18 protein-coding genes and 4 pseudogenes are annotated in these 21,191 nt (G+C 29.6%); 17 read left to right on the top strand and 5 right to left on the bottom strand.

What is annotated here, in order from left to right; all coding sequences use genetic code 11:
• Nucleotides 1-57: 57 nt before the first annotated feature.
• Nucleotides 58-903, top strand: a pseudogene (locus tag B5P37_RS03090) (IS3 family transposase); the annotation flags it as partial.
• Nucleotides 904-1,156: 253 nt separating this feature from the next.
• Here the strand turns inward: B5P37_RS03090 and B5P37_RS12115 are convergent.
• Nucleotides 1,157-1,420 (bottom strand): hypothetical protein, encoded by a 264-nt coding sequence (locus B5P37_RS12115; RefSeq protein ID WP_240622426.1) that lies wholly within the window; start codon nucleotides 1,418-1,420, stop codon nucleotides 1,157-1,159.
• A gap of 274 nt (nucleotides 1,421-1,694) precedes the next feature.
• Here B5P37_RS12115 and B5P37_RS03080 point away from each other — a divergent pair, with 274 nt between their 5' ends.
• From B5P37_RS03080 to rpsI, 7 genes are all read left to right on the top strand, one after another.
• Nucleotides 1,695-1,880 (top strand): hypothetical protein, encoded by a 186-nt coding sequence (locus B5P37_RS03080; protein ID WP_211275675.1) that lies wholly within the window; start codon nucleotides 1,695-1,697, stop codon nucleotides 1,878-1,880.
• A 60-nt stretch (nucleotides 1,881-1,940) separates the two neighbouring features.
• Nucleotides 1,941-2,111: a DUF7695 domain-containing protein gene (locus B5P37_RS11900; protein ID WP_169710769.1), complete on the top strand. Its 171-nt coding sequence runs from the start codon at nucleotides 1,941-1,943 to the stop codon at nucleotides 2,109-2,111.
• A 391-nt stretch (nucleotides 2,112-2,502) separates the two neighbouring features.
• A complete protein-coding gene (locus tag B5P37_RS03075; protein ID WP_085236852.1) occupies nucleotides 2,503-2,718 on the top strand; it encodes a helix-turn-helix domain-containing protein in 216 nt (71 codons plus the stop codon).
• Nucleotides 2,719-4,596, top strand: a complete 1,878-nt coding sequence (locus tag B5P37_RS03070) for a site-specific DNA-methyltransferase (protein ID WP_085236851.1) — start codon at nucleotides 2,719-2,721, stop codon at nucleotides 4,594-4,596.
• Nucleotides 4,597-4,598: 2 nt separating this feature from the next.
• Nucleotides 4,599-7,565 carry a type III restriction-modification system endonuclease gene (locus B5P37_RS03065; RefSeq protein ID WP_085236850.1) on the top strand — a complete coding sequence of 989 codons (2,967 nt, stop codon included), beginning with the start codon at nucleotides 4,599-4,601 and terminating at the stop codon, nucleotides 7,563-7,565.
• Between the two features lie 23 nt (nucleotides 7,566-7,588).
• The gene (locus B5P37_RS03060; protein WP_085236849.1) at nucleotides 7,589-11,221 is read left to right on the top strand and encodes a YobI family P-loop NTPase; all 3,633 of its coding nucleotides are present in this window, start codon (nucleotides 7,589-7,591) and stop codon (nucleotides 11,219-11,221) included.
• A 206-nt stretch (nucleotides 11,222-11,427) separates the two neighbouring features.
• A complete protein-coding gene (gene rpsI / locus B5P37_RS12320) occupies nucleotides 11,428-11,502 on the top strand; it encodes a 30S ribosomal protein S9 (protein WP_206168741.1) in 75 nt (24 codons plus the stop codon).
• Nucleotides 11,503-11,642: 140 nt separating this feature from the next.
• Here the strand turns inward: rpsI and B5P37_RS03055 are convergent, their stop codons facing one another.
• Nucleotides 11,643-11,828, bottom strand: coding sequence for a hypothetical protein (locus B5P37_RS03055; protein WP_085236848.1), 186 nt, complete (start codon nucleotides 11,826-11,828; stop codon nucleotides 11,643-11,645).
• An 89-nt stretch (nucleotides 11,829-11,917) separates the two neighbouring features.
• Between B5P37_RS03055 and B5P37_RS03050 the strand changes: the two are divergent.
• From B5P37_RS03050 to B5P37_RS03005, 9 genes and pseudogenes are all read left to right on the top strand, one after another.
• Nucleotides 11,918-12,353: pseudogene (locus B5P37_RS03050) on the top strand (IS3 family transposase); the annotation flags it as partial.
• A gap of 216 nt (nucleotides 12,354-12,569) precedes the next feature.
• Nucleotides 12,570-12,956: a hypothetical protein gene (locus B5P37_RS03045; RefSeq protein WP_085236846.1), complete on the top strand. Its 387-nt coding sequence runs from the start codon at nucleotides 12,570-12,572 to the stop codon at nucleotides 12,954-12,956.
• A 690-nt stretch (nucleotides 12,957-13,646) separates the two neighbouring features.
• Nucleotides 13,647-14,788 (top strand): annotated as a pseudogene (locus tag B5P37_RS03035) (IS3 family transposase).
• A 121-nt stretch (nucleotides 14,789-14,909) separates the two neighbouring features.
• Nucleotides 14,910-15,497, top strand: a pseudogene (locus B5P37_RS03030) (IS3 family transposase); the annotation flags it as partial.
• A 161-nt stretch (nucleotides 15,498-15,658) separates the two neighbouring features.
• Entirely contained in the window at nucleotides 15,659-16,570 is a 912-nt protein-coding gene (locus B5P37_RS03025; protein WP_085236842.1) for a hypothetical protein, read from the top strand.
• Nucleotides 16,560-17,600 (top strand): hypothetical protein, encoded by a 1,041-nt coding sequence (locus tag B5P37_RS03020; protein ID WP_085236841.1) that lies wholly within the window; start codon nucleotides 16,560-16,562, stop codon nucleotides 17,598-17,600. Before B5P37_RS03025 ends, B5P37_RS03020 begins: the two co-directional genes overlap by 11 nt.
• A gap of 77 nt (nucleotides 17,601-17,677) precedes the next feature.
• Nucleotides 17,678-18,004 carry a hypothetical protein gene (locus B5P37_RS03015; protein WP_085236840.1) on the top strand — a complete coding sequence of 109 codons (327 nt, stop codon included), beginning with the start codon at nucleotides 17,678-17,680 and terminating at the stop codon, nucleotides 18,002-18,004.
• Entirely contained in the window at nucleotides 18,001-18,240 is a 240-nt protein-coding gene (locus tag B5P37_RS03010) for a hypothetical protein (RefSeq protein WP_085236839.1), read from the top strand. The genes B5P37_RS03015 and B5P37_RS03010 overlap by 4 nt, the downstream gene beginning before the upstream one ends.
• Nucleotides 18,241-18,326: 86 nt before the next feature.
• Nucleotides 18,327-18,563, top strand: a complete 237-nt coding sequence (locus tag B5P37_RS03005; RefSeq protein WP_169710750.1) for a hypothetical protein — start codon at nucleotides 18,327-18,329, stop codon at nucleotides 18,561-18,563.
• Here B5P37_RS03005 and istB read toward each other — a convergent pair.
• The 3 genes from istB to B5P37_RS02990 form a co-directional block, all read right to left on the bottom strand.
• Complete coding sequence (gene istB, locus B5P37_RS03000) at nucleotides 18,543-19,310, bottom strand: IS21-like element helper ATPase IstB (RefSeq protein WP_085236837.1); 768 nt, start codon at nucleotides 19,308-19,310, stop codon at nucleotides 18,543-18,545. The two genes, B5P37_RS03005 and istB, sit on opposite strands and share 21 nt — an antisense overlap.
• A gap of 10 nt (nucleotides 19,311-19,320) precedes the next feature.
• The gene (istA, locus tag B5P37_RS02995; protein WP_244898631.1) at nucleotides 19,321-20,517 is read right to left on the bottom strand and encodes an IS21 family transposase; all 1,197 of its coding nucleotides are present in this window, start codon (nucleotides 20,515-20,517) and stop codon (nucleotides 19,321-19,323) included.
• 156 nt (nucleotides 20,518-20,673) lie between these two features.
• Complete coding sequence (locus B5P37_RS02990; RefSeq protein ID WP_240622419.1) at nucleotides 20,674-21,159, bottom strand: ATP-binding protein; 486 nt, start codon at nucleotides 21,157-21,159, stop codon at nucleotides 20,674-20,676.
• Nucleotides 21,160-21,191: the final 32 nt, after the last annotated feature.

Genomic DNA, 21,191 nt, shown 5'->3' with positions numbered 1-21,191 from the left:
CTTAATTTAACAATATCTATTCTCATAGAATTTGTCCAATTAAGTGTAGACGATTCATTTATATATCAACACCGGCACGAATTTCGTGTGACTAAGATGTGCAAAGTATTAGGTGTTTCAAAAAGTGGATATTATGATTGGAAAAAACGTCCAGCTTCATCACAACAAAAGAGACGTGATAGATTAAAAAAGGAAATCTATAAAGTTTATATTGGAAGTCAAAAAAGGTACGGCAGTCCAAAAATCACAAAGGAACTGATGAAAGAAGGAATAAAGGTTTCACAGCGTACAGTAACAAGATTGATGAAAGAAATGGGTATCAGATCAATCACAAAGAAGAAATATAAAGCAACAACAGATTCTAAACACAATCTACCAATATATCCGAATTTACTAAACCAACGATTTAAAGTTGAAAAGCCAGGTGTGGTATGGGTATCAGATATTACCTATATTTATACACGGGAAGGATGGGTGTATCTCGCAACAGTGATGGATTTATTCTCAAGAAGAATAATAGGTTGGTCAATGTCGAACAGAATGACGAAAGATTTAGTGATTTCAGCACTAGAAAGAGCATTTACTGCACAGAAGCCAACAGCAGGTTTAATACACCATTCTGATAGAGGAAGTCAATATGCCTCAATAGAATATCAAAATATATTAAGAGAAAACGAAATAATAACGAGTATGAGTCGGAAGGGAAATTGTTATGACAATGCGTGTATAGAGTCATTTCACAGTATAATAAAGAAAGAACTCATTCATCATTGTAATTTTCAAACGCGTAATGAGGCAATGTTTAGTATTATAGAATATATTGTGACATTCTATAATTCCAAAAGAATTCATTCAACACTAAATTATCTAAGTCCACTTGAATTTGAAAAAATGTTTTCATAAAATGACCTGTTTAAAAATGAACTTATATGATTTAATAAGTTTATTTTTGAATAGGAAACCGAGCAGAGCGAGGTAAAATTATAAATTCACTGTGTCCGATTTCTTGACACAAATCCAGATATACTTCATTTTTGAATAGTGTAGAACGTAAAGAAAGATGTTGAATTGATAAGTTCTGCCAAACTTATCATGCATCATCATATCTTCTTTCCAGTCTACTTGAGAAGCATTTATACTATACCGGGATTTGTTTCTACTCGTATAGTTGCTTTTTAGTCTCATTTTGTTTTTTATTTTTACAGTATTCTCGTAAAATAGTATATTTGCCTTCATATCCTTTTTTCTCTATGTATTTAAACATAGCCATAGCAGTACATCCTAATTCAATTTTTTCATCAATAATTTCTTTGAATAGATTTAGTTTTGATGCTTTCTTAGTTTGTTGTCTTTTCTTCAATCGTTCTAATTCATTTTCTTTTCCTGCTTCATAATATTTTTTAACTGTTCTTGGACACAATTATATTGTCGACCAAGCTCCGCATGATTTGGTTTAATACCTTTCATAATGTAAAATAGCACTCCTTCATAAATGTCATGTCTCAATCAAATAACCTCCGATCGAAGATTGAATTAAGACATGATTATATTATTTTAAAAAAGAAAAAATGTAGGAAAAACAGCATTTTCATTTCGCCATTTTCCTACATTTTATAACCGCCATTTACAAGATATTTAGTTTTTGAAAAAAAGAATGGAAATAAACTAGAAAGCTCTATAAAAAATTAAATATTATGGATAAAAATATTTGTATCTTAATTGAAATGATGACGATGCAATTAGATACTCATGGATTAGTTCCTAACTTTTCATACACAGAAAATTTGTCCACTTCTTATAATGCTGCTAAACAATTAGTAGAAAATGCAATAGAAGATAAAATGAGACTGAAAGCAGAGAATGAGTATTTTAATATTTAGGTTTAGTTATGAAAATGAATTACTGTATGATTTGATATAATAATAAAGTGAGGGATTTTAATGAAGAAAATAATAAGAAATATAGCAAAGTGTAAAATTTGCGATGATGTAATTGAATCAAAGCATACACATGAGTATGTTATGTGTAAATGTGGTGCAATTTTTTTAGATGGTGGTACAGAGTATCAAAGGTACGGATGGTGGCCAGGGAAAGCAGAGGGGGAAAAGTAGAGATGAAATAATTGATTTTAGTTTGTCAGTATATGAGTAAGAAGGATAAAAATCAAAATTTTTTATAGTTGAGTTATCTATCCTTAATTAAACATATTCTATGAGAATAGATATTGTTAAATTAAGAAAATAGAAACTCACCTTGATTCTAAACTACTAAAATATAAAAGATATAGTTGAAAAGGAATAAGCTATTATAGGAGTAATTAATAAGTGTAAAGAAGAGGATTTGGTTAAAGATTCAGTTAAAAATGAATATAATAATGATAATGAAAGATAAATATATGACGGTGCTGTCTTTGAACTGCACCGTTTTTTATTTAACTAAAAAGTAATTCATGATATAATCGCATTAATAAAATTCAAGTTCTTGAATATAGGAGGTAAGTGAATGAAAATTAATTATAATGGCCTATGGAAAATTCTTATAGATAAAAACATGAATAAAAAAGATCTTAGTGAGCGAGTCGGTTTAGCACCAGCTACAGTTTCTAAAATGGGAAAAGGTGAGTTTGTGGCAATGGAAGTTCTGTATAGGATTGGAAAAGAATTAGATGCCGATTTTGGTGATATGGTATCTATGAAGATAAACCAGGAGGAGAAGTAAATGATTGGTAACAAATTGCAAGAAAATAAAAACATGAAGCCAAATAGTCTTGAAATGGAAAAGCTTAAAGAGGTACTACCTCAATATTTTAACAATAAAGGTGAATTTGAAATAGATAAATTTAAAGATTTTCTAAAATTAGAAGAGATTGACCTTTCAAAAGAAGGATATGGATTAGAATTTTTAGGACAATCTTATGCTAAATATCTTAGTTCACTGGAAACAGAAACTTATCTTTCACCTGATATTGAACATAATTCTAAAGAAGAAAACCGAAATAGTGAAAATTTGTATATCGTTGGAGATAATATTGATGCTTTAAAGCATTTGCTGAACTCTTATGCAGGAAGAATTAAATGTATTTACATCGATCCACCTTATAATACAGGTTCGGATGGCTTTGTTTATCCTGATAACTTTCAGTTTAATTCGGAAGAACTATCTAATAGAATTGGAATTACAGAAGAAGAGGCCAAAAGAATACTTGATTTAGCTGGGAAGAGTACGCACTCTGCATGGCTTACGTTTATGTATCCAAGGTTATTATTGGCTAGAGACTTATTGTCTAAGAATGGTGTTATTTTTATTTCAATTGATGATAATGAGCAAGGGAATCTACGATTAATTTGTGATGAAATATTTGGTGAAGAAAATTTTGAAGGACACGTTCACTGGAGAAGAAGAAGTAATCAACCTAATGATAGATCAAAAATGATTGGATTAGTAGCGGAACATATACTTATTTATGCAAAAAATAGCTTATTTCTAAAAGAATATGGAGTTGGAAAAATTGGATTAACGGGTAATTTTTCTAATCCAGATAATGATCCTCGTGGTTTATGGAATAGTAAGCCTTGGAAAGTAGGCTCGGATCAATCAGGAAGTAGATACAAAATAACAACTCCTGACGGAAGAGTTTTAGATGAGGAATGGATGGGAGATGAACAAAGTTATCTTAAATTGATAGAGGATAATAGAATTTATTTTCCTAAAGAAGGAAGAGGGTGGCCAAGAAAAAAGATTTTTAAAGAGGAGAGAGAATTAGAAGGACAATGTGCTAATAATTGGTGGAATCATACAGAGTTTGGTTCTAATCAAAAAGGTTCAGCCAGATTAACTGATTTATTTGAAGGGAATCAGAATCTTTTTTCAAAACCGAAACCTACAGAGTTAATTGAAAGGATTTTGAACGTTACTACAACCGATGATGATTTTTATATCCTAGACTTCTTTTCAGGTTCAGCCACTACTGCGGATGCTGTAATGCAATTAAATGCAGAGGATCAAGGAAAAAGAAAATATTTAATGGTTCAACTGCCAGAAAGTATTGAAAAGAATAAGCCTGCATATAAACTGGGTTATAAAACTCTAGATGAAGTAGGTAGAGCTAGAATAGAAAAAGCTGCTAATAAGATAAAAATAGAAACTAATGCTGACATAGATTATGGATATAAACTCTACTACTTGGAAACGCCTGAAGAAAAAACCTTGATTGAATTAGAAAATTTTGAACCAGAACTCAAATTGATTACGGATGATATGATATCTGTATTTGATAATAATCATTCTTCAGGGAAAGAAAGCATATTAGCTACTTGGATCAATGAAGATGGCTACGGTTTAACGAAATGTTCAATCCCCTATAAACTTGAACATTATTCAGCAGATTTTATTGATAAATCTCTTTATATTATCGATGAAGGTCTAGAAGATGAAGATGTAATGACTTTAATCAAACGTATTGAGAATGAAGAATTAGAAATTAATAGAGTTGTTGTGTACGTTCATTCTATTCGCTTTAATGTTCTTCAAGAGTTGAGAAAAAATCTCAAAGTTTTAAGAAATAACAAAAATGTGACATTGATTGAGAGGTTTTAGTTATGAGTATCGAATTATCCATTTTGCCTCATCAAAATGACTTCCTGAAAGCTGTTCGAAAAGCCTTTGAAGATATTCGTGTTATGTCTAATGAAGATATCCACCAAAATTCTATTATTGATTTAGATGATAATAAAATAAAGGAGAATATTAATGATTTATGGAATGGATATCAAGGATTACAAAAAATCCCAATGGCTTGGCGTACAAGAGACGATGACGACTATCTAGGTATCGATATTCGTATGGAAACAGGTACAGGTAAGACTTATTGTTATACAAGAATGATGTATGAGTTGAACGAAATGTATGGCTTTAATAAGTTTATTCTTCTAGTGCCATCAACGTCTATTAAAGAAGGCAGTAAGAGTTTTCTAAAAGCAGATTATAGTAATAGACATTTTTCGGATTTATATCCTAATAAAAGTCTAAAATTGTCAATATTAGAGCCACAGAAAAAAACAAAAGGTAGAAAGATGTTTCCTGATGCCATATCCGAGTTTGCTAGAGGCACAAGTTTAGAGAAAAATAGATTTTCTGTTCTATTAATGACCTCTGGTATGCTTTTGTCTAATGCAACTATGGCGAAGGATGATTATGACCAAACTATTTTAGGTAATTTCTCTCAACCATATGAGACTTTGAGAGCTACGAGACCTATTGTAATCATTGACGAACCACATCGTTTCAAAAAAGAAAATCAGGCGTACCAAAGAATCCTTAAAGAGCTACATCCACAGTGCATTATTCGTTTTGGAGCAACGTTTCCTGATAAAAAAAGTAGTAAGGGCAAAGATTATAATAATCTTATTTTTAATCTTGGACCAAATCAAGCCTTTAACCAAAATTTAGTTAAAGGTGTTGAGACATTTATGATTGATGCAGAAAGGAAAAATGAAACTAAACTTAAATTGATGGATTTCAAAAGAAGTCCTAAATTATGTACTTTTAGAGACGAAATGACAAAAAAACCTATAGAATTGAGTAGAGGGGATAATCTTTCTAAATTTGGTGAAGAATTTTCAGGGATAACTATTGAAGAAATTGGACCAACTTCAGATGATGCGATCAAAAGTGGGGTAACTCTATCTAATGGACAAATATTAGCTAAGGGTGACGTAGTTTATGGTGGGATATATACTGAGACTTACCAAGAACTTATGTTAAAGCAATCTATTGTCAATCACTTAGAAACAGAGAAAAAAAACTTCTTGCGAGGCAATAAGATAAAAACTTTAAGCTTGTATTTTATTGATTCTGTAAGATCTTATCGAGAGAAAGATGATAGACCTGGTCATTTAAGAATTAAATTTGAAAGCATGTTATCTGACGCCTTTAAGAAAGAAATCCGTTCTATAGGAAATACGAAAGACCAGAGGTTGCAAGAATATAAATCTTATTTGGAATCTTCTTTAGTGGAAATCTCCAAAACAAATGGAGGATATTTTAGTGATGATGACTCTACTTCAGATAAAGATATACAAAAAGAAGTTGATAAAATCCTAAGGAATAAAGAGGCTTTATTGAATTTCCATGATGAAACAGGTAGATGGAATACTATGCGTTTTATTTTTTCAAAATGGACTTTGAAAGAAGGGTGGGATAACCCTAATGTATTTCAAATTGTTAAGTTAAGGTCATCTGGTTCAGAAATTAGTAAACTTCAAGAGGTTGGGCGAGGGCTAAGACTTCCAGTAGATGAGAAGGGAAGAAGAATTGCGGATGAACAGTTCTATTTAAGATATCTTATTGATTACTCGGAAAAAGATTTTGCAAGTAAATTACTTGGAGAAATTCAAGCAGATACGCCAGGACAAAGCATGAATATCAAAAAATATCTTACTGAAATTGCTAAAATTAGAAATAAGTCAGAAAACGAAATATTTGGCGAATTACTTATGAAACAATACATTGACTATGATGGAAACATTCAACTTGAAAAAATTGATGATTTATATGTTGATTATCCTGAAGCAGTAACTGGACTTAAACCAAATAAGGTTATTGATGGGAATAAGAAGAAAAACTTCGTTAAAGTTAGACAGGATAAATTTGATGATATTAGTGATCTTTGGAAAAATATTAATCGAAAATATTATTTGAAGTTTGAAAATATTTCTGACGAAGAGTTAAGTGATGCTTTTTATAATGTTTTAAAATCTGATATATATATAGATACTACCATTGATGTAAAAACGAGAAGAACAGTGTCGAAAGATGGTGAAATTGTACTTCGTGAACGTGTCGCAAATTACTATCTTGTTGACGATAAGGTAGCTTATAGAGATTTCCTTAAAGAAATTAATAGACAGACAGGCATTTCTGCAAAAATAGTTCATAAGACTTTGTGTAAATATAACGATGAACAAGGAAAAATTGATAATCGCTTATTTACAAACACTGGAATTGCTTTAGCGGTAAGAGAATTTAATCGGTGGTTAGATGAAAAGCTTTTGAAAAAGCTCTCATATAAGCCGTTGGATGTTGATTCGAAAGAAACAAGCTTAACTGATTATAATGGAAACGTACTAGAACAGGTATCTCAAGGTATATTAGGTATTCATCGAGATGATACTGTCGATGTACCAGAACGCTTTATTTATGATAGCGTTGTTTATGATAGTCCGAAAGAGAGACAGACTCTTTTAACAAGTGATATTGACGAAGTTGTTGTATTTGGAAAAATCCCTAGAAAATCTATACAAATCCCATTATTCACTGGTGGAACTACAAGTCCCGACTTTATGTACGTTATTAATTCTGAAGAAGGTGGATACGAAATGAATTTTGTTGTTGAAACCAAGGATATGGATAACGATAAAGGACTGAGGCGTGATGAAGAATACAGGATTAAGTCGGCAGAAAGATTCTTTAAAACATTAAAAAATGAAGGTTTGAATGTGGTCTTTAAGAAACAACTTAGGGATGATGATATCGTGGCGATGATTAAGGGGATTTCAAGAAATTGATAATTATATAAAGGAGGAGGAATATGTCTGAGCAAAAAAAATTTAAATTTCATAAATTAACACCGAGGATGGTTGATTCCTCTCACCCTTCCTATAAAATATCAAAAAAAGCGTTAGATGATGCATATCTTGATAATGATATAAAAAATATAGCGATAACAGGAATATACGGTTCGGGTAAAAGTAGTTTCTTGAAAACATATTTTAACAATGAAGCTAATCAAAATAACATGATTAACGTTTCAATAGCAGATTTTGAGGGCGATACTAAAAATCCAAATAAAATTAAAATTGCCGAACATCAGATCATTAATCAAATCTTGTACCAGATACCGTCTTATAAAATTCCTCTTAGTAAGTTTAGGTTAAAAGATAAAAGAAGACCGTGGCAAGTGTTTTTATTTGCTTTTGTTCTAATCTTGTTTGCAGTTGGATTGTTTTCATTATTTAATAGGTCCTTATTAGAATTCATATTTTTAGATTTGTTGCATGTTAATAATGTGCCCTATTATACGAACTTAACGATTGTGCAGTCGTTATTGTTACCTTTAATATTCGCATCAGTTTGGTTATCGAGGAGGATTTCATTTAAAATCTCCAAATTCAGTTTTAAGGGAGCAGAGTCTGAATTAATTGAAGAAGACAATGCTCAATTACTTGATCAAGAAGCTCGAGAAATAGTTTATCTAATTTTAGCATCAAATATAGATACGATTATATTCGAAGACTTAGATAGATTTAATGATATATTTATTTTTATCAGATTACGTGAGATTAATAGTTTAGTTAACTCTAAGTCAGATAAAACAGTTAGGTTTATTTATGTAATTAAAGATGATTTGTTTGAGTCAAAAGATAGGACTAAGTTCTTCGACCTGATGATACCTATAATTCCTGAAGTGACATCACATAATTCTAGGGGAAAGGTTCTTGAAATTTTCTCGGATATTGAAAAAAAACAACTTAAAATCAGTCCTAAGATTTTAGAAAAAATTTCAGTCTTTATTGATGATATGAGGCTTTTATATTCGATTAGGAATGAGTATGAAATTTACTCAAAAGGGATAGAAACAGATGTCTATTCAGACGAGTTGTTTGCACTACTAGTGTTAAAAAATGTATTTCCAAAAGAATTTGAAGAGCTAGAAAATGATAGGGGATATTTATATAAAATCCTAAATAAACGAAATACTTTATTTAAAGAATATGAAGAGAATTTGAACAGGAAAATAAAGGAACGTGAGGAATTAAAGAATCTTTTAGTTACTAGGTTGTCTGATTTTCTAGCCATGAACATCCATACTAGAAAAATAAATATACAAATAGACGAATCCCTTGGTCAATTTATGTATAACTGGTATAGAAACCAGGAAATTAGTAAATGGATTGAATTTGCAAATAGTGCAGCTAACTATACATTCAATAGTTTTATTGAGATGTTATGTAAAGAGGACCCAAGTTTAAGAGAAAGATTAGAACAGATTAATTATGATGATTTTGATCTTAAGATAGAAGGTTTAGACGAGGAAATCAAAAATTTAAATGGTAATATAAATCGAAGGCATACGACTAAAACTAGTGATTTGCTTTTAGAGCTGGATGAAGATGCTTTAAGTCTTTATTTTGAAGAAGGTAATGATGAATTTAAAGACATAACAGAAAATCACTATTTTCCTTTAATAAGAGTTCTGATGTTATCTGGATTGGTAGATGAAAACTATTGGAGATATAAAGGATATTTCCACGAAGGTTATTTAGGTTACAATGACAATATTTTTATAAATAGGGTATTATCAGGAAAAACAGTTAATAATGATTTTAAACTTGACAATCCTTCAACTGTAATAACATATTTAGAAGATGTCGATTATCGAAGAAAAGATATTATTAATTACAATTTAATTGATGAACTAATTAATCAACAAAAAGGAATACAACTATATAATATTTTAAAAGTTGTCAAATGGAATAATGATTTAGAAGCTGTTAGTTATATAAGTTTATTTAAATATACAAAGTTAAAACAATTGGTAGAAATATTGCTTAATTTAGGGTTTGATGCATTCTTTGACTTATTTTCTATCAGCGATTTACCAAGTGACTTAAGGTTGAAAATATCAGGAATAGCATGTGAAAATCAGACTTTAGAGTCTAATTCTGAATTTAATATCTATATTTCAAAGAATAGTGAGATACTTGGATTGGATTATCTAGAAAATAAGATGTTGATCCTGCAGACATTAGAAAGATTAGATATTAAATTTGAAAATATTACAAACATAGTGGTTCAAAAAGAAATCTCTCAATTTATTGCTGATAAAAGACTCTATATTATGACTTTAGATAATTTAATAAAACTTACTAATGAATTATTAGTGGACCAAAGTTATACTGATCAAGACACACTGCAAAAATTATTTAAGTATGTATTTCAGGGCACAAATAAATCTTTACAAGAGTACACAAATGAGAATCTAGAAGAAATTGTTACTCAATACTTAGATAGAATTGAGGAAAAAAATTTAAAGGCTTCTTCAAGTGGCAAAGCATTCATTAGCATGCTTAATTCTAATCTTTCTGAAGACAGTAAAGTACGATTAATAGAAGCAGAAAGCTCTATTATTAGCAACTTAAAAGATGTTAATTCAATACGGTTTTGGGCTGAGTTATTTAGAAAAGACTTAGTTAAATCAAACAAAGAAAACTTGATGACGTATTTTGAAGAAATAGGAGAAGTGTCTTCCATAATTGGTTTTCTGAACAAGAACTATAGAGTAGAATTTGCTCTAAATCAGGATATGTATAGAAAAATTATTAATGATGAAAAGACTGATATAAATCTGTTTAACATGATTAGAAGAAAAGTAACCGAAACTTTAGAAGAAATTAATCCTGACATTGGTATAGAAAAATTAAAGGCACTGACATATAGTAATTTAATAGAATATAATACAAAAAACTTATCACATATTATATATGTAAATGACAATTCGTTAGTCATACAATTTATTAAAAAAGCTAAAAGTGTAAAAAATCAAGTTGATATTGTAAGTATTTTAATACAGTCTGATATTTTAGAACTTCTATCAGTATCTATGGTGGAAGATATATTGAATGAGTCATTATTTAATGACACCGAAAATATTAGACTTGTTCAATCCTACAATAAAAAATTATCTTTATTTAATATCACTGGAGCAACTAAAGAAATCAGGATATTTGTTTTTAATAATTATTTTAGAAAGGAAGATGTTGAACTTATTATTAGGGATTACAAGCACTTTGATTTATGGAATGAATTTATAACTATGGTAAATGCTAGTGTTGATTTGATGAATGAAGTTGAGTCGAAAAATAAGCCTGAAGGATTTATTGATAAAGCTATTGGAGATGAAAATCTTGAGGAATTGGCAAAATTGAATATTTTAAATTCCATTATTTTAGACAAAAAATTTCAATATAAATGGAAAACTTGGATAAAATCAATTGAATCAATAAAGACTATCTCTAGTGTGTTTGATAATGGAAAACCGACTTTAGAAAATCAATATCAGCTATCTATAGCAGAGACACTTAGGGATATAGGAGTAGTAAGTATAGGCAATAATAAAAGAATGCATTTTAAGCCTAAAAAATTTGAAGAAATAAGAAATTAGCTATACTTCTAAGGTAGAGAATTATCTCTCCATTTTCTAATCCATTTATTTTTATGAAATATATTAAAAATGCCAGCCAGCAAATTTTTGTTATATTTTAATACCTTTTTAATACCCCCAAGTTAAATTAGAGGAAACTCAATGCAATCGAAAAATCAAAAAAACCTTAATATCAAGGTGTACGATAGTCTATGTAACAATACGAAATCCTAAAGTTTTTTGAACGTAAAAAACCAGGTCTTAAAAAAGCACGTCGTTCACCACAATTCTCAAAACGTTAATTGCCAAAGCTGTTGCGAATTTATTCGCTTACAGATTGGGTACGCAAATTGCGCCAGCGATTTGTGTTCAATTGAAGAAAAGTTTACAGCACTTCTCGAAAATATTCGGGAGGTGCTTTTTTAAAATACATTCAGCATCGTTAACAACTTGATGGTGTGAAATCTTTTGAGTATTTGTCGATTGTCCGTCTATCTTTACCAAGATCCCGAGCTAACTTACTTTTATTAATTTTCATTTTTGCACTCTCCATCATTTCTTTCAGCTTTGGTAAGTCTGAAAGGTTTGTAATTTTAATTTTTGTATCTATTTTGACTGTATAGTTCACAATTTCATCTCAATCAAATTATGATTAAAACAGTTTTTTTGTGTATACTTATTCAAGCGAGAGTGTACATCTTTAAATTAGCATTTATAGGATGGCTATATCTCGTAACAGTAATGAATTTATTCTCAAGAAGAATAATAGGTTGGTCAATGTCGAACAGAATGACGAAAGATTTAGTGATTTCAGCACTAGAAAGAGCATTTACTGCACAGAAGCCAACAGCAGGATTAATATACCATTATGATAGAGGAAGTCAATATGCATCAATAGAATATCAAAATATATTAAGAGAAAACGAAATAATAACGAGTATGAGTCACAAGGGATATTGTTATGACAATGCGTGTATAGAGTCGTTTCATAGCATAATAAAGAAAGAACACATTTATCATTTTGATTTTCAAATGAGTAATGAGGCAATATTTAGTATAATAGAATATATTGTGGCATCCTATAATTCTAAAAGAATTCATTCCAACACTAAATTATCTAAGTCCACTTCAATTTGAAAAAATGTTTGCATAAAGTGACCTGTTTAAAAATGAACTTATATGATTTTAGTAAGTTTATTTTTGAACAGGAAACCGAGCAGAGCGAGGTAAAATTATAAATTCACTGTGTCCGATTCCTTGGCACAAATCCAATCTGTACATGCTTATTTAAGCAAAATTGTACATATTTATCTTGACGTTTATATAGTATAATAACACTTAAAATAATAGTTAGAAAAGGAGGATATTTGTGGTACAAGTCGAAAAAACAAATGGCAAAGGTATCACTGTATCCAGACGAAAGATTGATCGTATCATGAAAAAACATCATCTAGTTTCTGTTTATACAAAAGCTAAATATAAAAATCATCAAAAAGAAACTAATGTAAAACTAATTAAAAATCATTTAAATCGTACGTTTAATAGAAAACAACCAATGGAGGTACTAGTAAGCGATTTAACATATGTAAAAGTGGCAGGAAGTTGGCATTATGTATGTTTATTTAATAGAGAAATTGTTGGTTACAGTGTAGGTAAAAACAAGGACGCAAATCTAGTATCAAAAGCAATCAGCAGGATAAATTATAATCTTCAACAAATCAAATTATTTTATACCGATAGAGGTAAAGAGTTATAATTATTTGATGGATTAAGTACTAGAAACATTTAAAATTAAACGTTCATTAAGCACAAAAAGTTGTCCTTATGACAACCCTGTTGCAGAAGAAACAATGAAATCAATAAAAACTGAATTTATAAAACAGATGAAATTTGAAAACTTGAATAAATTAGAAATAGATTTTTTGATCATATAAAATAGTACAACAATTTAGACCACATTCTTCGTTACAGTATTTAACGCCAGTGGCGTTCAAAGAGCAACACATGAAAAGTGTCTAAAAGACTGTTGACATTCCAAACTTGAAAAATGAAATGTTTTTTATGCGCATAGAGGAAATAAAAAAGTTAGCTGAAGATAATTATAATTATGATATAGAAAATCAGCTTCAACACGAAAAAGTAGAAAGGTATGTTTATTCGTTAATTAATAAGATGAATTTAAGTAAGGAAGCTCGTTTAGCATATGAATTAAAAATGCTACAAGAGTAGTAAAAGGAAAGTATTATGAATAAAATATTAAATATATTGAGGTAATTATGGACCATAACGCATCACCATCTATATTTGGATGGCATTTTCAAATTAATAGCGCTATTGTATATTTTATTAAGTATATAAAAGATATGATGTTAGACTCATTAACGGACACAGCGAATTGATAATAAATAGTTTATAATAATATTATTAATTTACGGGAGTGTCTGTCATGACTAAGAGAAGATATGAGCATAACTTTAAGATGGAAGCAATAAAACTGGTTGAATCAGGTAGAAAAGCGACTGAGGTCTCAAGAGACCTTGATATACCGATACAAACACTTACAAAATGGCTGAGTAAGTATCGTGAAGGTGGCGAAGCATCTTTTGTTGGTAGCGGTAAATTAACACCAGTAAAACAAACAGAAGTCGAATTACAAAAGCGACTTAAGGAACTTGAAGAAGAGAATCGAATATTAAAAAAGGCTATGCACATCTTTGCCAAAGACCAGAAATAATTTATGAATTTATATATCAACACCGGCACGAATTTCGTGTGACTAAGATGTGCAAAGTATTAGGTGTTTCAAAAAGTGGATATTATGATTGGAAAAAACGTCCAGCTTCATCACAACAAAAGAGACGTGATAGATTAAAAAAGGAAATCTATAAAGTTTATATTGGAAGTCAAAAAAGGTACGGCAGTCCAAAAATCACAAAGGAACTGATGAAAGAAGGAATAAAGGTTTCACAGCGTACAGTAACAAGATTGATGAAAGAAATGGGTATCAGATCAATCACAAAGAAGAAATATAAAGCAACAACAGATTCTAAACACAATCTACCAATATATCCGAATTTACTAAACCAACAATTTAAAGTTGAAAAGCCAGGTGTGGTATGGGTATCAGATATTACCTATATTTATACACGGGAAGGATGGGTGTATCTCGCAACAGTGATGGAATTATTCTCAAGAAGAATAATAGGTTGGTCGATGTCGAACAGAATGACGAAAGATTTAGTGATTTCAGCACTAGAAAGAGCATTTACTGCACAGAAGCCAACAGCAGGTTTAATACACCACTCTGATAGAGGAAGTCAATATGCCTCAATAGAATATCAAAATATATTAAGAGAAAACGAAATAATAACGAGTATGAGTCGGAAGGGAAATTGTTATGACAATGCGTGTATAGAGTCATTTCACAGTATAATAAAGAAAGAACTCATTCATCATTGTAATTTTCAAACGCGTAATGAGGCAATGTTTAGTATTATAGAATATATTGTGACATTCTATAATTCCAAAAGAATTCATTCAACACTAAATTATCTAAGTCCACTTGAATTTGAAAAAATGTTTTCATAAAATGACCTGTTTAAAAATGAACTTATATGATTTTAATAAGTTTATTTTTGAACAGGAAACCGAGCAGAGCGAGGTAAAATTATAAATTCACTGTGTCCGATTTCTTGACACAAATCCAATGGGTATCAGATCAATCACAAAGAAGAAATATAAAGCAACAACAGATTCTAAACACAATCTACCAATATATCCGAATTTACTAAACCAACGATTTAAAGTTGAAAAGCCAGGTGTGGTATGGGTATCAGATATTACCTATATTTATACACGGGAAGGATGGGTGTATCTCGCAACAGTGATGGATTTATTCTCAAGAAGAATAATAGGTTGGTCAATGTCGAACAGAATGACGAAAGATTTAGTGATTTCAGCACTAGAAAGAGCATTTACTGCACAGAAGCCAACAGCAGGTTTAATACACCATTCTGATAGAGGAAGTCAATATGCCTCAATAGAATATCAAAATATATTAAGAGAAAACGAAATAATAACGAGTATGAGTCGGAAGGGAAATTGTTATGACAATGCGTGTATAGAGTCATTTCACAGTATAATAAAGAAAGAACTCATTCATCATTGTAATTTTCAAACGCGTAATGAGGCAATGTTTAGTATTATAGAATATATTGTGACATTCTATAATTCCAAAAGAATTCATTCAACACTAAATTATCTAAGTCCACTTGAATTTGAAAAAATGTTTTCATAAAATGACCTGTTTAAAAATGAACTTATATGATTTAATAAGTTTATTTTTGAATAGGAAACCGAGCAGAGCGAGGTAAAATTATAAATTCACTGTGTCCGATTTCTTGACACAAATCCAATATTAAAAGTATAAGAATTGAAGGGAAAGATGAAGATATTGAATTGTTACTATTTAATGATAAGAAAATATTAATTCAAGCTAAATCGTATTCTAAGTTAGGGAAGGATAGTAAAGCATTAGAAAAATTAGAAACAGGTTTAAATACACTATTTCTGGGAGCTCAAAAAAACGAAATAGAAAGGTTAATTTATACAACTAATTTTCCAAATCCAATTGGAGGTACAACTTCTCAGCACCATATTTTTATAGGTGATGGAATTATTGAAAGAACATTCAATGAAATCCCTGCTAATTATAAGAAAAAAGTAGTAAAGATTATAGAAGAGCTTTCAGAAAAATATAATAAAAAATATAATACCGATATTTTAAATATATCAGTAATAAATTTTGATGGAGATGATTATGAAACTAGATACAGAACTATCTTACGCATAATTAGAGAATTTCTAAGTAATATTTCTGTAAATCCAGTTTACTCAAAAACATTGTTAGAAATTTGGCAAAGTGAATTTTTGTTTAATGCTACCACAAGTAACGTATCTATTGATCTTACCAAGAATCAAGTTATCTGGCCAATAATAGTCATAAACTCTCAACTATTAGAAGATGATAAAAATTTTGAAAAGCTTATTGATGAGTTTCAAATGGATGAAGAGGAAATAGAGACAGTACTATATAAATATACTACTTTTATTGATAAACAATCAGAAAAATTTTCTTTTGTGATGAAAGTAAATAGTGATTATGAAATTTATAGAAAAAATAAAATAGGTAATAGAAGAAGGATAAAATCATTTATTAATGATAAATGGACTGACTATATTTATTTAGTAAATACAGATAAAATAGAAGAAGAAGTAAAACAAGTAATAGTTAAAATTATTTTATTTAAAATTCTGAATTTAAAAACAATGGTTAAAAACCTTAAAAAGGAGGTAAATCTTGAAATTTAATACTCTTTATCTTGATTATGAGGGGATGAAAAAGAAATTTGATTTTTCATCAAATAATAATCTAGTTTATAGTAAGAAAAATAGTGTAGGAAAGTCTACTTTACTAAGAATGCTTTTATTTAGCCTAGGTTATGCAATTCCAGGAACAAAAGGCATAAAATTCGAAAAGTTAAAAACAATTTTACTTTTGGAGATAGGCAATAGAAAAATAACGTTGATAAGAAATAGTAATAATCTTGAATTGATAGAAAATGATATTTCTCAATATTTTTTGTTACCCGATGAAAATATATATCTATTACAGGTTATTTTTAATTCAGAAAATAAAAATGTTCTAGAGAACATACTAGGTAGTATATATATGGATCAAGAAAAAGGTTGGACACTTTTAAATAAAGGATTTGTCATCGGAAGAATATACTTTAATTTATATGAATTAGTTGGAGGATTAGCTGAAAGAAATATTGAAGAATTGCAAAAAGAACTAAACATTCTAAAACAAGAAAAGTTGAAATATAATGCAATGAGGAGTATATATTTCTATCAAACATCAGTGATTGAAGAAAAAAGTGGTTTAGAAATTGACTATATTGACAAAATTGAAAATGATATTTTGTTATTAGAATTAGAAAAAAAACAATTAATGAAAGACCTAAATGAAATCGAAAGTGCGATTGAAGATAACAAGAGTTTTTTAAAGTTTATAGAAAAAATGAAAATAGCTGTAGAAATTGAAGGGAAGAGAGAATTAGTTACAAAAGATAATATTGTAGGATTTGAAGAATCTCAATTGTATGTTAATACTAGAAAAAAAATAATTGAAATAAAAATAAAAAAAATAAAATCAAAAATTTCTCAATTGAGAGATAATCTTTCAAAAGAATATAGCTTATTAAATCTAGAAACTGAGCTCCAAAAATTTGATAGTAGAATAATGAATATTAATCTGGATTTTAATTTAATTGAAAAATTAATAAAAGAAATTGAGACAAAAGAAAAACGTACAAGAGAAGTACTAAGAAAAAAATAATTGTAAATAATAATATTATAAGTGAACTTTATGATTCAATTGCTGATTATGCGGAAAGGCTAGGTATTGAGCAATATTTGGATTTAAAATCTGATTTTATTTTTACAAATAATTTGAAGAGATATTCAGGTGCTGTTTTACACAAACTGGTCTTTGCATTCAAATTATCTTATATAAAATCTATTCAAAAATATTTAGGTATTACTTTGCCAATATTACTGGACTCTCCATCTGGAAGAGAGGTAGACAAACAAAATATTGAAGAAATATTCAAAATTTTAAAAGAAGACTTTAATGAAAATCAAATCATATTAGCATCAATCTTTGATAATTATAAGTTAGATGAAATCAATGTTATTGAAATAAACAAGGGAATCTTTAAAGATAATGAATATATTATATGAATGTAGGCGGAAATATGTCTGATAAACTAAGCGAAGTTCAAGTCCATATAGAAAATCTGTTAGATGTAAAGAAAGTAATAGTTGAAAATCCCTTCTTTGAATTAGCACAAGATGGATCTAATGTACTTAGATTTTTAAATAACATTAGTAAAATAGTCGCTCATAAAAAGTTTATGAATTTTTTACAAGGTTTTAATCCAGAAGAAATACCATCAGAAGAAAAATTAAAAAATTAAAAGAATATGTAAATAATGAAGAGAAAGCTATGTTTATCTCAGACACTTTATCAAAAATTTTGCTGTCTAAATCTACATATGCAAACATGTTATTAGGTTATTTTTTGAATTATGTCATCGAAAACAATGAAGATTTAGATATGGATTATTTGATTGTAATTTATGCACTTCATAATTTATATGATAAAGATGTCATTAATTTCAAAAAAATATATAGTATTAATTCTAGAAGTTTTACTACTGTCAATAGCGGTTTGAAAATGTTGTTTTATGGCGATTTGAAAATGTCGTTTTTTGGCGGTTTAAGAATGACGTATGTTTAAACTTTTTTCACTTTTATAGTCTTTAAGTCGGTATGAATCGCCTGTAATTTTAAATATTTTTGAATGGTGAATAAGTCTATCAATAATGGCTGCTGACGCTATCTTGTTACTAAATGAGTCTCCCCAACTAGAAAATGGGATATTCGTCGTTATGATTGTGGATTTCATTTCATACCTGAGTGACATCAATTGATAGAAGAGGTCTGCCTGTTCTTTTGAGATGGGGGTATAGCCTATTTCATCAATGATAAGCAGTTCAATTCTGTTTAATTGTTTTAAAGTTTTATTGGTGATTCCTTTCTCCTCTGAAGTGGTTAAGAGTTCAATTAACTCTTTAAAAGTATAGAATCGAGTTTTGATATTTTGTTTACAGGCTTCTACGCCTAGCGATATTGCTAGATGTGTCTTACCGACACCACTATTACCTAAGAAGCATATATTGATATTCTTCTCTAGAAAATGCATGGATTTTAATGTGAGTATTTCTTGTTTATTAATGCTTGGTTGAAACGTGAAATCAAAGTCACTTAAATATTTAACCTTAGGGAAACGTGCTAACTTAATAGCGCGTTTAAATTTTTGTTCAGCTTGATATTCTACTTCCTTTTCTGTCAACTCAAGTAAAATTTCAGTTAAAGATTTTTGATTCTTGGATAGTGATTCTAAATACTTCGGATAATAGTCTTTAATCATTTTTAGATTGAGCAGTTGAAAATTTTCTAATAGCTTTTGATGGTCTGTATACATATCTGTTCTCCTACACCTCGTCATATTTTAATAATGAATCTTCGATATAAGTAAGAATTTCTTGATCGTCTTTGTGCTTGAATGCATCAGACTTCAATATCTCACACATATCTTCGGTAACATAATTGAATTTCTTTTCCGATAAATGATGGGTTCTAATTAACTCGGCATCAAAGTAGATGGATAATTCGTCAGTCAATTCATTAAAGATCAATTGAACCTCCTCTCCAATAAACTTTGTAGGTACTGAATATTTACCTTTTCTAAAATTAACCATCGACTCTTTAGAAACGATTCGAATGCATTCATCTTCGACATAGGTGTCTAGTAACTGCACATTAAACGGGTTCAATAGATGTTTTTCTTCAGAATTGAATAAATCAATTGGATAGCAGTCAGTTGCTTGCGATATTTCGTTATGGTTCATTTCATGACAAAAGTGATTGACAAGACTGATAAGTTCAACAGCGTCATAAAATTCGTAATCGTAGGGCCTTAAACGTTGTTCCACAAATTTAGCTAAAGATTCCACAGAGACCTTGGTTTGCGGCCTATAAGGCCTACACGCGATGGGTTCAAAGTTTGCATCTTTACTAAATTGATGAAAAAGGGCGTTAAATACCACTTTTCTATATTGTGTTCTAGGACGATCAACGACCGTTTTCATATTATCGAACCATATCTCCTTAGGAACACCTCCAGTGTACTCAAAAGATTCTTTCAAACATTGAAATAATGTATCTTGTTTTCTATCCCAAGTTAATGTGATATACTTCATTTTTGAATAGTGTAGAACGTAAAGAAAGATATTAAATTGATAACGTTTCCCAAATTTATCATGCATGACCATATCTTCTTTCCAGTCTACTTGAGCAGCTATACCGGGTCGTGCTTCTACCCGTATAGTTGCTTTTTTAATTTCCTTTCCTTTTTTATTCTTACAATATTCTCTTAGAATCGTATATTTGCCTTCATACCCTTTTTTAGTAATATATTTATAAATCGCCATAGCCGTACAACCTAGCTCTAATTTTTCGTCTATGAGCGTTTTATAGGGTTCTAATTTTGATACTCTCTTTGTCGTTTTTCTTGTTTTTAATTTTTTCAACTCATTGCCTTTCCCAGCCTCATAATATTTTTTTACTGTCCTTGGATCGCAATGATATTGTCTAGCCAGCTCAGCGTAATTTGGTTTTATGCCTTTCATAATGTAAAATGACACTCCTTCGTATATATCATGTCTCAATCAAACAACCTCCATTCAAAGATTGAGTTAAGACATGATTATATATTTTAGAAAATAAAAAATGTAGGAAAAACAGCATTTTCATTCCGCCATTTTCCTACATTTTATAACCGCCATTTACAAATGACGTATGTTTAAACTTTTTTCATTTTTATAGTCTTTAAGTCGGTAGGAATCTCCTGCAATTTTAAATATTTTTGAATGATGAATGAGTCTATCAATAATGGCTGCTGACGCTATCTTGTTACTAAATGAGTCGCCCCAACTAGAAAAAGGGATATTCGTCGTTATGATTGTTGATTTCATTTCATACCTTAGTGACATCAATTGATAGAAGAGATCTGCCTGTTCTTTTGAGATGGGTGTATAGCCTATCTCATCAATGATAAGCAATTCAATTCTGTTTAATTGTTTTAAAGTTTTATTGATTACTCCTTTCTCCTCTGATGTAGTTAAGAGTTCAATTAATTCTTTAAAAGTATAGAATCGAGTTTTGATATTTTGTTTACAAGCTTCTACGCCTAGCGATATTGCCAGATTTGTCTTACCGACACCACTATTACCTAAGAAACATATATTGATACTCTTCTCTAGAAAATGCATAGATTTTAATGTGAGTATGTCTTGTTTATTGG

The organism is Staphylococcus lutrae (assembly GCF_002101335.1).
GTDB classification, from domain to species: domain Bacteria; phylum Bacillota; class Bacilli; order Staphylococcales; family Staphylococcaceae; genus Staphylococcus; species Staphylococcus lutrae.
Note: the sequence above shows the minus strand (reverse complement) of the source record. Positions and strands in the feature narration are given on the sequence as shown.

What these genes read in the sequence shown, in the direction of transcription:
- B5P37_RS03070 (WP_085236851.1), top strand. Translation starts at nt 2,719, where the DNA reads ATGATTGGTAACAAATTGCAAGAAAATAAAAACATGAAGCCAAATAGT.
- B5P37_RS02990 (WP_240622419.1), bottom strand. Translation starts at nt 21,159, where the DNA reads ATGCATTTTCTAGAGAAGAGTATCAATATATGTTTCTTAGGTAATAGT.
- istB (WP_085236837.1), bottom strand. Translation starts at nt 19,310, where the DNA reads ATGTATACAGACCATCAAAAGCTATTAGAAAATTTTCAACTGCTCAAT.
- B5P37_RS03010 (WP_085236839.1), top strand. Translation starts at nt 18,001, where the DNA reads ATGAATGTAGGCGGAAATATGTCTGATAAACTAAGCGAAGTTCAAGTC.
- B5P37_RS03075 (WP_085236852.1), top strand. Translation starts at nt 2,503, where the DNA reads ATGAAAATTAATTATAATGGCCTATGGAAAATTCTTATAGATAAAAAC.
- B5P37_RS03080 (WP_211275675.1), top strand. Translation starts at nt 1,695, where the DNA reads ATGGATAAAAATATTTGTATCTTAATTGAAATGATGACGATGCAATTA.
- B5P37_RS03005 (WP_169710750.1), top strand. Translation starts at nt 18,327, where the DNA reads ATGTTATTAGGTTATTTTTTGAATTATGTCATCGAAAACAATGAAGAT.
- B5P37_RS03060 (WP_085236849.1), top strand. Translation starts at nt 7,589, where the DNA reads ATGTCTGAGCAAAAAAAATTTAAATTTCATAAATTAACACCGAGGATG.
- B5P37_RS11900 (WP_169710769.1), top strand. Translation starts at nt 1,941, where the DNA reads ATGAAGAAAATAATAAGAAATATAGCAAAGTGTAAAATTTGCGATGAT.
- B5P37_RS03065 (WP_085236850.1), top strand. Translation starts at nt 4,599, where the DNA reads ATGAGTATCGAATTATCCATTTTGCCTCATCAAAATGACTTCCTGAAA.
- istA (WP_244898631.1), bottom strand. Translation starts at nt 20,517, where the DNA reads ATGAAAGGCATAAAACCAAATTACGCTGAGCTGGCTAGACAATATCAT.